11 protein-coding genes are annotated in these 14,431 nt (G+C 66.0%); 2 read left to right on the top strand and 9 right to left on the bottom strand.

The genetic code is table 11. The annotated features are described in order from the left end of the window. Positions 1-29: 29 nt before the first annotated feature. Entirely contained in the window at positions 30-1,217 is a 1,188-nt protein-coding gene (locus EV687_RS12725) for an acyl-CoA dehydrogenase (RefSeq protein WP_122228044.1), read from the bottom strand. A gap of 145 nt (positions 1,218-1,362) precedes the next feature. Between EV687_RS12725 and EV687_RS12720 the strand changes: the two genes are divergently transcribed. After that, entirely contained in the window at positions 1,363-2,379 is a 1,017-nt protein-coding gene (locus tag EV687_RS12720) for a LysR family transcriptional regulator (protein ID WP_122228961.1), read from the top strand. Here EV687_RS12720 and EV687_RS12715 read toward each other — a convergent pair. Both EV687_RS12715 and EV687_RS12710 read right to left on the bottom strand, forming a co-directional pair. Further along, a complete protein-coding gene (locus tag EV687_RS12715) occupies positions 2,310-3,137 on the bottom strand; it encodes an aspartate/glutamate racemase family protein (RefSeq protein ID WP_122228047.1) in 828 nt (275 codons plus the stop codon). The two genes, EV687_RS12720 and EV687_RS12715, sit on opposite strands and share 70 nt — an antisense overlap. Before the next feature lie 278 nt (positions 3,138-3,415). Continuing rightward, positions 3,416-4,300, bottom strand: coding sequence for a transporter substrate-binding domain-containing protein (locus EV687_RS12710; RefSeq protein WP_122228050.1), 885 nt, complete (start codon positions 4,298-4,300; stop codon positions 3,416-3,418). A 195-nt stretch (positions 4,301-4,495) separates the two neighbouring features. Here EV687_RS12710 and EV687_RS12705 point away from each other — a divergent pair, with 195 nt between their 5' ends. After that, positions 4,496-5,719 carry a D-amino acid dehydrogenase gene (locus EV687_RS12705; RefSeq protein WP_122228053.1) on the top strand — a complete coding sequence of 408 codons (1,224 nt, stop codon included), beginning with the start codon at positions 4,496-4,498 and terminating at the stop codon, positions 5,717-5,719. Between the two features lie 162 nt (positions 5,720-5,881). Here EV687_RS12705 and EV687_RS12700 read toward each other — a convergent pair whose 3' ends face one another. The 6 genes from EV687_RS12700 to argA all read right to left on the bottom strand — a co-directional run bounded on the left by EV687_RS12700 (position 5,882) and on the right by argA (position 14,279). Further along, on the bottom strand, positions 5,882-7,864 hold the full coding sequence (locus tag EV687_RS12700; protein ID WP_122228055.1) for a choice-of-anchor I family protein: 1,983 nt from the start codon (positions 7,862-7,864) through the stop codon (positions 5,882-5,884). Between the two features lie 208 nt (positions 7,865-8,072). Further along, positions 8,073-9,680, bottom strand: a complete 1,608-nt coding sequence (locus tag EV687_RS12695; protein WP_122228058.1) for a bifunctional aspartate transaminase/aspartate 4-decarboxylase — start codon at positions 9,678-9,680, stop codon at positions 8,073-8,075. Positions 9,681-9,793: 113 nt separating this feature from the next. Beyond that, complete coding sequence (gene aspT, locus EV687_RS12690; protein ID WP_122228061.1) at positions 9,794-11,491, bottom strand: aspartate-alanine antiporter; 1,698 nt, start codon at positions 11,489-11,491, stop codon at positions 9,794-9,796. 293 nt (positions 11,492-11,784) lie between these two features. After that, on the bottom strand, positions 11,785-12,465 hold the full coding sequence (locus tag EV687_RS12685) for a LysE family transporter (protein ID WP_122228065.1): 681 nt from the start codon (positions 12,463-12,465) through the stop codon (positions 11,785-11,787). 3 nt (positions 12,466-12,468) lie between these two features. Beyond that, positions 12,469-12,924, bottom strand: a complete 456-nt coding sequence (locus EV687_RS12680) for a hypothetical protein (RefSeq protein WP_122228067.1) — start codon at positions 12,922-12,924, stop codon at positions 12,469-12,471. 8 nt (positions 12,925-12,932) lie between these two features. Next, complete coding sequence (gene argA / locus EV687_RS12675; protein ID WP_122228070.1) at positions 12,933-14,279, bottom strand: amino-acid N-acetyltransferase; 1,347 nt, start codon at positions 14,277-14,279, stop codon at positions 12,933-12,935. Positions 14,280-14,431 lie beyond the last annotated feature (152 nt).

The following is a 14,431-nucleotide window of genomic DNA, read 5'->3' as shown; positions in this document are numbered from 1 at the left end:
ATCGATCCATTGATCAATGGATGCATGGATCAATTGGCGAACGCCGCAATGCCAGTGATGGCGCGGCCGATAATCAGCGCGTGCACATCGTGCGTGCCCTCGTAGGTGTTGACCACCTCCAGGTTGACCAGATGGCGCGCCACGCCGAACTCGTCGCTGATGCCATTGCCGCCGAGCATGTCGCGGGCCTGGCGGGCGATGTCGAGCGCCTTGCCGCAGGAGTTGCGCTTGATGATGGAGGTGATCTCCACCGGCGCCTGCCCGGCGTCCTTGAGGCGTCCGACCTGCAGGCAGGCCTGCAGCCCCAGGCTGATCTCGGTGACCATGTCCGCGAGCTTCTTCTGGATGAGCTGGTTGGCTGCCAGCGGACGGCCGAACTGCTTGCGGTCCAGCGTGTACTGGCGCGCCGTGGCCAGGCAGTCCTCGGCGGCGCCCAGCGCGCCCCAGGCAATACCGTAGCGGGCCGAATTCAGGCAGGTGAACGGGCCCTTGAGGCCACGCACCTCGGGAAAAGCGTTTTCCTCGGGCACGAAGACTTCGTCCATGACGATCTCGCCGGTGATGGAGGCGCGCAGCCCCACCTTGCCGTGGATGGCCGGGCTCGACAAGCCCTTCCAGCCGCGCTCGAGCACGAAGCCGCGGATCTGGCCCTCGTCGTCCTTGGCCCAGACCACGAACACGTCGGCGATCGGGCTGTTGGTGATCCACATCTTGCTGCCGGTGAGGCTGTAGCCGCCCTCGACCTTGCGGGCGCGGGTGATCATGCTGCCGGGGTCGGAGCCGTGGTTGGGCTCGGTCAGGCCGAAGCAGCCGATCCACTCGCCGGTGGCCAGCCTGGGCAGGTACTTCTGCTTGGTGGCCTCGTTGCCGAACGCGTTGATCGGCACCATCACCAGCGAAGACTGCACGCTCATCATCGAACGGTAGCCCGAGTCGACGCGCTCAACCTCGCGGGCGATGAGGCCGTAAGAGACATAGTTGAGACCTGCGCCGCCGTACTGCTCGGGGATGGTCGCACCCAGCAGGCCCAGTTCGCCCATTTCGCGGAAGATGGCCGGATCGGTGGCCTCGTTGCGGAACGCCAGCTGCACGCGCGGCCGCAGCTTGTCCTGGCAATAGGCCCGCGCGGCGTCGCGGATCTGACGCTCGTCCTCGGTGAGCTGACCTTCGAGGAACAGCGGATCTTCCCAATTGAATGCAGCTTTGCTGGTAGCCATGCGGTGTCTCCTTGGATGCGATGAATGCATGAAAAGTGAATATTTGGCATTTTAGAAAGCCAAAAACACCATATCAATCGCTTTTTATGCACTTCATTGTGCGAAAAACACACTCCGAAATGCAATGCTGTTTAAGATGCACGGCATGCGACGCAAGATTCCCAGCACCAGCGGCCTGCTGGCCTTCGAGGCCGCCGCGCGCCATGAGAGCTTCACCCGCGCGGCCGATGAACTGGCGCTGACGCAAAGCGCCATCTGCCGGCAGATCGCCACGCTGGAACACTACCTGGGCGTGCCGCTGTTTCGCCGCACCCGGCGCGGCGTGCAGCTGACCGAGGCCGGCCAGCACTATTACCGCCAGATCAGCCCCCGGCTCGATGCGCTGGCGCGCGACACGCTCAACCTGATGGCCCAGCAAGGCAGCGGCAGCGAGCTGGAACTGGCCGTGGTACCCACCTTCGCCACGCGCTGGCTGCTGCCGCGCCTGCCCGACTTCCAGCGCCGGCACCCGGACGTGCTGGTGCACATGAACACGCAGACGCGCCCTTTCCTCTTCGACCAGACCGATTTCGATGCCGCGATCTACTTCGGCGATGCTGGCTGGCCCGGCACGGTGGCGCATTTCCTGATGCACGAATACCCGGTGCCGGTGTGCAGTCCGCGGTTGCCGGGCGCGGCGGCGCAGATGACCCCTGAGACCATCGCCCGCCTGCCGCTGCTGCAGCAGGCCACCCGGCCCTATGCGTGGCGGCAATGGTTCGAAGCGCAAGGCCAGCGCGTCGCGCACGACATGTCGGGCATGCGGCTGGAACTCTTCTCGATGCTGGCGCAGGCAGCCACCCTGCGCATGGGCGTGGCGCTGATCCCGCCGTTCCTGATCCAGCAGGAGCTGCAGTCAGGCCAGCTCATCATGCCCTGCCGGCAGGCGCTCACCACCGAGCGAGCCTATTGGCTGATCGTGCCCGAGCGCAAGGCCGAGCGGCCGGCGCTGGCAGCCTTCCGCCAGTGGCTGCAGCAGCAGGCCAATGACAGCATCGGTGGCACTGGCGATGCCGGCAGTGATGTCGGCAGTGAGGCCTGTAGCGGTGTCGATCAATGCGCCGCGCCGGCAGCCTCGCCAGTCGCGACAGTCGCCACGCCATCGCTGCCGGCATCGCCATAGGCCCGCCGTGCCAGCGCCTGCGCCAGCACCCGGGCCGGGTCGATCAGGCGCAGCCCCCGGGCCTCTGGCGCCTGCGGCAACGCCAGCGGAATCTCGGTGCAGGCCATCACCACCGGGCAGTCGCCGTGGCGCGCGCGCAGCGCCTGCAGCACCGGTCCGAAGAAGTGATTGGCCACCGCCATGTCGCCGCGCTTGACGCCATCGAAGATGCCGCGCATCAACTGTTCGCGCTCCTCGGGCGTGGGTTTGTGCACGGTGATGCCGGCCTGCGCCAGCGCCCCGTCGTAAAGGCCGCTGCGGTAGGTGCCCTGGGTGGCCAGCAGCAGCACCTGGTTGGCTGGCCCGCCCGCATCGTCCGGCTGGCGCAATGCTGCCACCACCTCCTCGACGATGTGCAGCAACCGCACGCCGGGACAGCGCTGCTGCAGCGCCGCATGCCAGTAATGCGCGGTGTTGCAGGCGATGGCCACGCTGGTCGCGCCCAGCGCCTGCAACTGGCCCAGGCCTTTGGCCAGCGGCTCCAGCGGGCTGATCGCGGCATTGTCCGGCGCGGCAATGGCGGCGGTGCGATCGGGCACCGGCAACTGCGCCAGCCAGTGCTCTGGATAGGCCTGATCGACCACCGGCAGCCGGTGGTGCTTGAGGTATTCGTCACAGGCATGCACGAAAAGGCGCACGAAATCGGCCCCGGCAGCCGGGCCCATGCCGCCGAGGATGCCAACGATTTGCGTGGAAGGAAGAGATTGCTTGCTTGCCATTGGAATGCCATGCGCGCAGCGCGCGATCACGTAAAAAAGGCAGTGTAGCGGCGCCGCGGCGCCCCTGCACTGCCGTCCCACTCAGGACCTGCTTACGATCTTTTCATGGGTCACGTTGTCCCGAAGGGCAGGAGGTCAAAAACGCACCGGACGGCGTTGCCCGCCTTGCACAGACGCCCAGTCTGGACTGCGACGGGCGTCTTGCCCACTGCGTTTTTGACCTCCTGCGTGAACCACGGAAAGATCGTCAACAGGTTCTCAAAGCGGGAACAATGTCATCAATTGGCCGGCTGGTCGCTGTGGGCCTTCAGGTTGTCCTTGAGATCCTGGCTCATCTCCAGGCCCAGCGCCACATTGCGCGGCGGGATCGGTTGCAGGAACCACTTGTCGTACAGCGTGGTGAACTCGCCCGAATCCATCAGCCCGTTGATCACGCCATCGACCAGCGTCTTGAACTTCGGATCGTCCTTGCGCAGCATGCAGGCGTAGGGCTCGACCTGCAGCGATTCACCCACCACCTCGAAGTCCTGCGGGTTGCGTGCGTTGCCGATCAGGCCAAACAGCAGGATGTCATCCATGCCGAAGGCCGCCGCACGGTCCGATTCGACCAGCAGGAAAGCATCGGCATGGTCCTTGGCAGAGACCAGGTTCCAGCCCATCTCGTTGTCACGGTCGTACTTGCGCAGCACCTGGAGGTTGGTGGTGCCGGTCGTCGAGGTGATGGTCTTGCCCTTGGTGTCCGCGTAGCCGGTGATGCCGGTGGACTTCTTCACCAGCAGGCGCGTGCCGGTATAGAAGTGGTTGGTGGCGAAGGCCACGTCCTTGCCACGGGCGCTGTTGTTGGTGGTGGAGCCGCACTCGAGGTCGATGGTGCCATTGACCAGCAGCGGAATGCGGTTTTGCGAGGTGACGGCCTGCCACTTGATCTTGATGTCGGGCTTGTTCAGATCCTTCTTGAGCTGCTCGACCACGGCCTTGGCGAGGTCCACCGAGAAACCGATCGGGTCATTGGGGCCTTCGAGGTAGCTGAACGGCACGGAGGATTCGCGGTAGGCCAGCGTGATCTCGCCGGAAGACGCCACCTTGGCCAGCGTATCGGCATGGGCCATGACAGGGATGGTGGCAGCGACCGCCAGGGAAATGCAGGACAGGACTTTTTTCATGGGGACAACTCTCCGAAATGAATGAACAGGGGATGCTTGGCATTGTGCTTGCTTGAGCACCAGTTTGCCATGGTGTTAACACCTGTCAAAGAGGCAAGCAAAAAACAGGCCTATCATCTGCCATCCATTCGGACGGTGCCTGCGGCATGCCACCACGGCGGCTGCCACGCACCGCCCCTCACGCAAGGAATCGACATGCATGCATGCATTTTGGGCTCGGGCATCATCGGCCTGGCTACGGCCTATGAACTGCACCAGCGCGGTTGCAGCGTCACGGTGATCGACGCGCGCCCGGGCCCCGGCGAAGGCGCCAGCGCCGGCAATGGCGCGCAACTGAGTTACTCCTATGTACAGCCGCTGGCCGACCCCGCCATCTGGAAGCAATTGCCCAAACTGTTCCTGGAGCCCGATTCACCGCTGAAATTCCGCCTGCAGGCCGACCCGCGGCAATGGCGCTGGGGCCTGGAGTTCCTCGCCGCCTGCAATGCCGGCAGATCCCACGCCACCACGCGCGCGCTGCTGGAGCTGGCCGCGCACAGTCGCGCCGGCTATGACGCCATGCTCGCAGCCACCGGCATGTCCTGCGACTTTGCGCAGCCTGGCAAGCTGGTGCTGTACCTGAGCGAGGCCGGCGTGGCCGGTGCGCGCCAACAGGTGGCGCTGCAGGCGCAGATGGGCGGCAGTCCGCAGAGCGTGCTCGGCCGCGACGAGACACTGGCCATCGAGCCGGCGCTGACCGCCTATGGCCCGCGCATTGCCGGCGCCGTGCACACCCCGAGCGAATGCGTGGCCGACTGCCACCTGGTGTGCACCGGACTGGCTGCCTGGCTGGCCGAACGCGGCGTGCGCTTTCTGTACGGCACCGAGGTGCAGGGCATCGTCAGCGCCGGCGGCCGGGCGCGAGCCGTTCGCACCAGCGCCGGCGAGATCGAGGCCGACCAGTTCGTCGTCAGCCTGGGCTGGCAAAGCCCGCAGTTGCTGCGGCCACTGGGCGAGCATTTGCCGGTCTATCCGCTCAAGGGCTACAGCATCACGCTCGATGTGGCAGAGGCACCAGACGCGGCCGCACCACGGGTGAGCATCACCGACACCAGCCGCAAGGTGGTGTTCGCGCGCGTCGGCCAGCGCCTGCGCGTGGCCGGCATGGTCGAGCTGGTGGGGCCCGACACCCGCCTCGATCCGACCAAGATCGCCAGCCTGCGCAATTCCACCCGGGCGGTCTTTCCGTCCCTGCAGAACACCTTGACCGGCGACTGCGCGGCATGGACGGGCATGCGGCCCGCCACGCCCACGGGCCTGCCCATCACCCGCGCCGCGCAGGGCACGGGCAATCTGTGGATCAACACCGGCCACGGCGCGCTGGGCTTCACGCTGGCCTTTGGCTCGGCCGCGCAACTGGCAGATGCCATCGTCCCCTGACGACGCTCTGGCCATTCCAGCCGCACGCATCGCAGCCACTGCCCGGCAGTCAGCGCGAGTCCTGGAAATGAAACGGGGCGGCGGGCGGTGCATGTGCACCGCGCCTGCCGCCCCGTGACCCGGCCCAATGATACGGAAGATGGCCGGAACCGGCCATCAGTCTCAATAGCTGAGGTTGAGCTGGTACACCGTGGTGGTGCCGCTGACCTCATGGCCCACCAGCAGCAACGGCTGGCCATTGGGCGAATCGGCCGCAGCCACGAAGTGCAGTCCTTCGGGGCCGAGGTCGCCCACGGCTGCGCCTTCGGTCGGCCAGTCCAGTTTGTCCAGCGCGGCCGTGGTCCAGTCGGTGCGGGTGTTGATGTAGTCCTCCAGCGTGGGGGCCTGCGGGTTGGTCACGTCATAGACCAGCACGCCACCAAAGCGCTCCAGGCCGACGAAGGCAAAGGTTTTCTCGCCGATCGTGCCCAGCGCCAGACCTTCGGGCTCGGGGCCCTTGTTGTCGCTGCGGTTGTCGAAGCCCTGGCCTTCCTCGTGGTTGGAGTTGAAGAACTCCTTGCAAGGCACGGTCTGGCCCTCCGAGGTCAGCTCGCAGGACTTGCCATTGCGGGTCTCGATCAGATTGGCCGTGAACTTCTCGAAATCGGCGCCCGAATCCCAGACCTGCGCGCCATTCTCGTCCCGGATCGAGATCGAGCGCGCGCCATACGCATAGAGCGCGTCATACATCAGGCGGTCGCCGGCAGGATCCTCGACGCCGCTGGCGTTGAACAGCACCGGCAGGCCGTTGGCATCCTTGCGGAAGCCTTCGGTCCAGGTCACCGTCAAGCGGCCCAGGTTCTGGTCGGCGCGGCAGTCGCCGGGATTGCCGGCCACGGCACCGCAATAGCCGAACACATCCGGGCTGAGCAACCCACCGGCGGCCAGTGCACGCAGTTGGGGCGGCAGGTCGTCACCGGCACGGCGATCGAAACCGTCCTTGTGCACCAGATGCTTGACGCGGAACTCCTCGACGAAGCCCTTCTTGGCATCGCCAGCCCAGTAGGCGTCATCGTCCTCACCCCAGGCACGGGCATCGCCCTCGTTGGCCGTCACCAGGTAGGTCTTGCCATCGGCAGCGCCATAAGCCGCGATGCTGTCGGGCAGGTAGAGGCCGCGCAGTCCCGGCCAGGTGCGGATGTCCACACCCATCAGCGCAGGCTTGCCGTCACCGTCGGAGGCGTCGATTTCATTGCCGGCGCTGCCATGGTCCTTGTAGCCCAGCGGCAGGATGTCGGTGACACGCGCCGCGGCGATGTCGATCTTCGCCAGCGCGTTGTTTTCCTGCAGGGTGACCCAGGCCGTGCTGCCATCGGCCGAGACGGCGATGTATTCAGGCTCGAAATCCTGCTCGGCGCTCGCGCCCGGGCCATAGATGCGCACGCCCTGGTTGCGCAACTCGGCCTCGCGGCCATTGAAGGCACTGAAGTCGGCCGTACGCACCACCGGCTGGGCGGGCTCGCTGACGTCGATGATGCTGACCGAGCCCTTCGGGTCGATCTGATAGTCATCGCTGGGCTCGCCTTCGTTGGCGGTCAGCAGCGTCTTGCCATCGGGGGTGAAGACGATGTTGTCGGGCAAGGCGCCCACCGTCACGCTGCTCAGCAGCGTCAGGTCGGCCGCGCTGTAAATGGCGACCCGGCCCGGATCGGTCTTGTCGGCCGCCTGGATGGCCAGCGCCACGAGCCCGTCCTTGACCGCCACGCTGTTGACCTCGGAGCCGGCCAGGATGCCCTCGGTCCGCAGGGTCTGCAGCAGCCTGGGGGCGGCGGGATCGGTCAGGTCGAGCACATCCAGCGCGCCTTCCCTGGCGTTGACCACAAAGGCCCGCTGGCTCTGCGGGTCGAAGCCGACGATCTCCGCCGCGCTCTGGCCGAACACGCCGGAGGCATAGCCACCGATCTTCTCCAGCACGAGGCTGGACGGGGTGAGCTCGGGCTCCGGAGTGGGCTCCGGTGCCGGTGCCGGGGCAGGCGTGGGTGCCGGGGTTGCGCTGTTGTCATCGTCATTGCCGCCACAGGCGGCCAGCATGGCGGCGGCCATGAGGACACTCAGGGCTTGCAGACGGTAGCGGCGTGGCGCGTGCTCGGAATTTCGCGGGCTCATGTCGGGCTTTCCTTGGGTGGGTCGAAAAGCCGCTTTTGTAACCATGGTTCATTGCGGTTTCATGACACCCCTTCCGAGGCACAGCTCAACGCGACGAACCCGCCGGCACCTCGCGATTCCAGCAGGCTTGCAGGAGATCCGGCCGCCGGACGGCGCATGGCAAGCGCGCCGTCTCGGCCTCATCGGCGCGCGGGGTGCGGCGTCAGCTTCAGGCCTTGCTGCCGCCCTCGCCGGCCTGGTACTGCGCGTAGAGCTTTTGCGCCAGCGCATGCAGGGCCGTGCCGATGCGCGCGTACTCGAACTCGTTGAGGTTGGCCAGCGAGATACGACCAGCCGGCTTTCTGACCCCGAAGCCACTGCCCGGCAGCATCACGATGCCGGTTTCCTCCGCGATCTGGAACAGGAAGGCGGTCGGATCCACATGCGTTCGCACCCAGGCGGCGAAATCGCCGCCATGGAGCTGGTCAGCGATGCGCTCCAGATCCAGCAGCGTGTAGTAGTCGACCGAATCGCCATCCTGCACGGCCGGCACGCCCAGTTCACGGTAGAGCGCGGCCTCGCGGCGGCGGATCAGTTTCTTGAGTTCGGCCTTGTAGCCGTCGCGCTCATCCATCAGCGCAAACAGCGCGAACAGCGTCATCTGCACCTGCTGCGGCGTGGAGAGACCGGCCGTGTGGTTGAGCGCCACCGCGCGGCTGTCGGCCACCAGCCGGTCGATGAAACGCAGTGCGTTCGCATCGGGCACCAGCGAGGCATAACGCGCCTGCAGCAAGGCTTTCTGCTCCCGCGGTTGCTCCGCCAGCAGCTGGTCGACGATGTTGCCGCGCTGCGCCGCGATGACGCCCAGGCGCCAGCCGGTGGCGCCGAAGTACTTGGAGAACGAATACACCAGCAGCGTGTTGGCAGGGCAGATCGCGAACAGCGAGCGGAAATCGTCGGCAAAGGTGCCATAGACGTCGTCGGTGAGGATGATCAGGTCCGGACGTTTGTCGCGCACGATGTCGGCGATGCGCTGCAGGCCATGCGCGTTGATCTTGACCGAAGGCGGATTGCTCGGATTGGTACAGAAAAACACCTTGACGGCCGGGTCGAGCAGCTTGTCGATCTCGGCATCCGGATACTGCCAGGCGATATCCGGATCGGCGTTGACCGCCACTTCCTCCAGCCCGTATTCGCGCAGATGCGGAATCTCCAGGTACGGCGTGAAGGCCGGCATGCCGATGGCCACCTTGTCGCCCGGCTGGATGAGGCCGTTGGCGCGCAGCGACTCGAACACATAGGTCATGGCCGCCGTGCCGCCCTCGGTGGCGAACAGATCGACCGGCCCGCTCGAGAGGCGCCCGCCCGCCATTTCCTTGACCACGTACTCGCGCACGATCTGCTCGGACATCCTCAGCATGCGCGGCGGCACTGGATAGTTGCAGCCGAGCACGCCCTCGACCATCTCGTGCAGGAAGTCCGAGGCCGAGAGGCCGAGCTGGTCGCGCACGTAGCTCAGCGCTCGCCCCAGAAAGGCCACGCCCGGATGGCGGCGATGCTCGGAGACGAAGCGCTCGAAGCGCCCTTCGATGCCCTCGATGCGCGGCAGCCCGCCAATCCCTTCGGGCATGTACGAGAACGACAGTTCCGCCTCGTCGGCGGCGAACAGGCCCAGCCGGAAGAAGGCGCGCCGCGGCAGCGTCGCCAGAAAGTTGGGGTTGCCGCGCCCGGCATTGAGCATCAGCCGGTTCTCGCGGCTGCTGGCCACCGAGATCAGCGCATCCTTGAGCTCGAACGGGCTCAGCCTGGCCAGTTGGGCATAGTCGATTGCAGACATTTTTTCTCCTTCTTGACATCGGGTGGCGCCAAACCGGCAGCCTCCCGGGAATGGCCGGACCCGCCGGGCCCGGCACGGATGGAACACGGCGCCGGCGCGGTGCGTCCGGACGCTCAGGCCAGCGCCACCACCAGCGGGCCCAGCAGCGTCAGGAACACATTGGCCAGCGCATAGGTGATGGCAAACGGCACGGTCGGAATGGCATTACCCGCCTTGTTGAGTACCTCGCCAAAGGCCGGATTGGCACTGCGCGCGCCGGAGAGCGCGCCGGCCAACACCGCCGTGTTGTCGTAGTGCAGCACGTAGCGGCCGAACAGCATCGTCACCACCAGCGGGATGATGGTCACCGCCACGCCGATCAAGAAGATCGAAACGCCGCTGGCGCGCACCGTCTCGACCGCCTGCAGACCCGACTGCAGGCCGACCGCCGCGACGAAGCCGGCAAGACCAAAATCGCGCAGGAAGGCCCCGGCTCCCGAGGGCAGGTTGCCCACGTTCTGGTGGCGGGCGCGCCACCAGCCGAACAGCAGGCCCGAGAGCAGCGCACCGCCGCCACTGCCAAGCGTCAGCGGCACCGAACCCACGCGCACCACGGCCAGGCCGATCACCAGCCCCACCGCGATGCCCAGGCCATGGAACACGAAGTCGGTCTTGTCGCTCGGCTGCAGCGAGACGCCCACGATCTGGGCCACCCGCTGCACGTCCTCGGCCGTGCCGAACAGGGTTACCACATCACCGGCAGCCGCCTTGGTGCCGGCCTTGAGCGGCACCGCCTGGCCCATGCGGGTGAAATGGGTCACATAAATGCCGTGGCGGATGCGCTGCTGCATGCCCGCCTGGATCTCGCCGAAAGTCTTGCCCACCAGCGCATGGTTGCCAATCGTCACATCGCGCGAAACCAGCACCAGATCCATGTCCGGCGTGGCCGGCTGCTCCGGCCCCAGTTGCCGGGCCGCAGCCAGCACACCGGCGCGACGGCCGACGATCAGCACCACATCGCCGCTTGACAGCACCAGGTCCGGCTGGGCAAGCATGACCTGTTTGTCGCGCCGGATGCGCTCGACCGTGATCGGCCCGGTTGCCTGCGTGCCGGCCTCCAGCTCGCTGACCGTGCGTCCCGCGCCAGCGCCTTCGCCAATGCGGAACAGGCGCCCCACCAGGTCCGGCAGCGCAGGCGCCTCGCCCTCGGCCAGCAGGTGCAGGCCGGCATTCTGCGCCGCCTCGGCCTTGAGGGCATCGTCGCGGATGCTGCGCCCCATGAATTTCGGCAGCACATTCACGCAGAGGATGATGGCCCCGAGCGAGCCGAAGATGTAGGTCACCGCATAACCGATGGCCACATTGCCCTGCAGGCGCTGCAACTCGCCCGGCGCCAGCCCCAGCTTGGCCAGCGCCGCGCCGGCCGTGCCGATGACGGCCGACTGCGTCAGCGCCCCGGCCGCCACGCCGGCGGCCAGGCCCTTGTCGAGCCCGGCCAGCCGCGCCAGAACCACCACCGTCGCCAGGCCGCTGAGCGCCAGCACCGCCGCCATGGCGATCTCCCTGAGCGACTGGCGTCCCAGCGAACGAAAGAACTGCGGGCCGCTGTCGAAGCCCACCGCATAGATGAAAAGCGCGAACAGTACGGCCTTGATGCCATTGTCGATGTGCACGCCCAGCTGGCTCAGCACCACCGCCACCAGCAGCGAGCCAGCGACGCCGCCGAGCTGGAACTTGCCGAACGGAATCTTGCCGATCGCGTAACCGAGTGCCACGGAGAGAAACAACAGGATCTCGGGCGAGGTATTCAGTGCTTCCTTGATTGCATTCATCACTTATCCCTTCCGGTCGCTGATCCGCCCCTCGCTCCTCCCTTTTCCTGGAAGTGCGCCGGCGCACCCTGGCGGCCTGTGTGTCGGGGCCCAGTATGAACCTGCCACGGCGGCCTGCCAATTACCGAAGCGGCCCGCGGTGTTTTCGCCACATGGCCTTGAATGTCATCGAAGAGGGGTATAGGAAAAGCAGTCCGGCGGACCGGCAGGCTGCCAGCGCAAGCGCGCCAAGGTTCTGCCGCCTGGTGCGTCACCGCGGCCTGCGCACAGGAGCCGGTGCTCAGGACCTGTTCTCAGGAAGCGCTGCTGCGCCGCACCGCCAGCAGGCCGGCGCCGATGAGCACCAGCAGACCGCCGAAGATGCGGTTTTGCCAAAGCTGGGCCCGGTAGCCCCTGAGCCAGCGGCTGAGCAGGCTGGCGCTGGCGGCATAGCCGTTCATCACGATCACGTCGACGCAGCACAGCGTGCCGCCGAGGATCAGCAATTGCAGCAGCAGCGGCCGGTTCGGATCAATGAAGGGTGGCAGCACGGCCACCATGAAGAGAATCCCCTTGGGATTGGTCGCATTGGTCAGGAAACCCGCCAGCATGCGTTGCTGCCAGCGCAGGCCGCCGTCACGCCGTATCCGATGATGGGCGGGATCGGCCGTCAGCGCGGATTCCGCCTCGGCGATCGCCTGCGGCGAGGCTGGGCGCATGCGCATCTGTCGGACGCCCAGGTACATCAGGTAGGCCGCGCCCACCAGCTTGACGGCCAGGAACGCGGTCTCGGAAGCGACCAGCAGCGAGCCGACGCCCGCACCGGCAATGATGAAGATCAGCGCCAGGCCGAGCTGCAGCCCGGCGATGGTGGCGCTGCTGCGCTTCCAGCCGTAACTGAGGCCATGGCTCATCGACAGCACGGCCCCCGAGCCCGGCGAGATCGCAATCACCCAGCAGGCCGCGAAGAACGTCAGCCAGACATGCCACTGCATGGTTCACACTCCCTTGGAATCAAGCCCGGTCACCGCCTGCACGGCGGCCCGCATGCGGTGCACATCGCGGCGTGCCAGCAGGTGCAGGATGACACCCACCACCGGGCCGAAGATCAGGAACAGTCGCGCCATCTCGGTGCCATTGGCAAACATCACGGCACCAGGCACCGCGCCCACCAGCGCCGCGCTGAGCACGTTGGCCCAGCCACGGCTGGCCAGCCAGGCATAGACCGGCACGCCCACCAGCAGCGCGGGCAGCATGCCGATGACCACTGCGCCGCCCGCCAGCAACAGCACGTAGGGCAGCATATCGACGAACGATGCCGTTGCGGCCTCCCGCCATGCACCGTCCATGAAGGCGGGGCCCAACATCAGCGCGGAGACCAGCAACCCGCCCAGCGGCACCGCCAGCACGCCAGGCCACAGCAGGTTGCGCAGGAAATACCAATAGACCCGCATCCCCGGCCTCACAGGTGCTTGACCAGCACGCGGCTCTTGCGGTCCCAGTTGTACTTTTCCTTGCGGGCCTTGGGCAGCCATTCCGGATCGACCTGCTCGAAACCACGCTTGATGAACCAGTGCATGGTCCGCGTGGTCAGCACGAAGATGCTGGTCAGGCCCATGGCACGGGCGCGCTGCTCGATGCGCTTGAGCAGCTTCTCGCCGTCGCCCTGCCCCTGCGAGTGCGGCGAGACGGTGACGGCCGCCATCTCGCCGGTGCTTTTCTCCAGGTAGGGATAGAGCGCCGCGCAGCCGAAGATCACGCCATCATGCTCGATGATGGTGTACTTGGCGATGTCGCGCTCGATCTCGGTGCGGCTGCGCTTGACCAGCGTGCCATCGCGCTCGAACGGCTCGATCAGCTGCAGGATGCCACCCACATCGTCGGCACCGGCCTGGCGCACTTCCTCGAGGCGCTCGTCCACCACCATGGTACCGATGCCATCGTGCACGTAGATTTCGAGCAGCAACGAGCCGTCCACCGCGAACGGGATGATGTGGCTGCGCTCGACACCGCCCTCGCAGGCCTTGATGCAGTACTTCAGGTAGAAGCCGGTGTCGGTCGGCTCCTCGGCCTCCGGCGAGCTGGCAAAAATGGCCTTGGCATCGGCCAGCGTCATCTCGGTGATGATCGGGTTGTCCTCGCTGGCCGGTGCCTGGGGCTGCCGGCGAATGCCCGGTACCTCGCAAACGTAGAGCAGCTTGTCGGCCTTGAGCGCAATGGCGATTGAACTGGCCACCTCCTCCATCGCCAGGTTGAAGGCCTCGCCCGTGGGCGAATAGCCGAACGGCGAGAGCAGCACGATGGAGTCCATCTCCAGCGCGTGGCGGATGCCCTCGACATCGACCTTGCGCACCTTGCCGGTGTGCTGGAAGTCCACGCCATCGAGAATGCCCATCGGCCGCGCAGTGATGAAGTTGCCCGAGACCACGCGAATCTTGGAGCCCGCCATCGGCGTGTTGGGCAGGCCCTGGCTGAAACTCGCCTCGATCTCGTAGCGCAACTGGCCGGCCGCTTCCTGCGCCGAGTCTAGCGCCACCGGATCGGTGATGCGGTTGCCCTTGTAGTACTGCGGCTCGTGGCCCTTGGCCAGCAGCTGCTCATTGACCTGCGGGCGAAAGCCATGCACCAGCACGATCTTGACGCCCATGCTGTGCACCAGCGCCAGATCCTGCACCAGGTTCTGCAGCTTGCCCGCCGCAATCGCCTCGCCGCAGACGCCGACCACAAAGGTCTGGTGGCGGAACTTGTGGATGTATGGCGCCACCGAGCGGAACCACGGCACGAAGGTGAAGTTGAAGACAGCGGACATGGTTCCGGCAGATCGAAGGAATGTAAAAGACAAGACCTCTATTGTGCGGCAAATCGTCACACCAAAGTTACTAGGAACGCAATCATTAGATTCAACCCACTTATCATCCGCATTCCCAAAATATCACAAGCCATATAAATAATTTATACACA

The sequence above is a fragment of the Corticibacter populi genome, assembly GCF_004217315.1.
GTDB classification, from domain to species: domain Bacteria; phylum Pseudomonadota; class Gammaproteobacteria; order Burkholderiales; family Burkholderiaceae_C; genus Lampropedia; species Lampropedia populi.
This window is presented reverse-complemented; position numbering and strand designations above follow the sequence as displayed.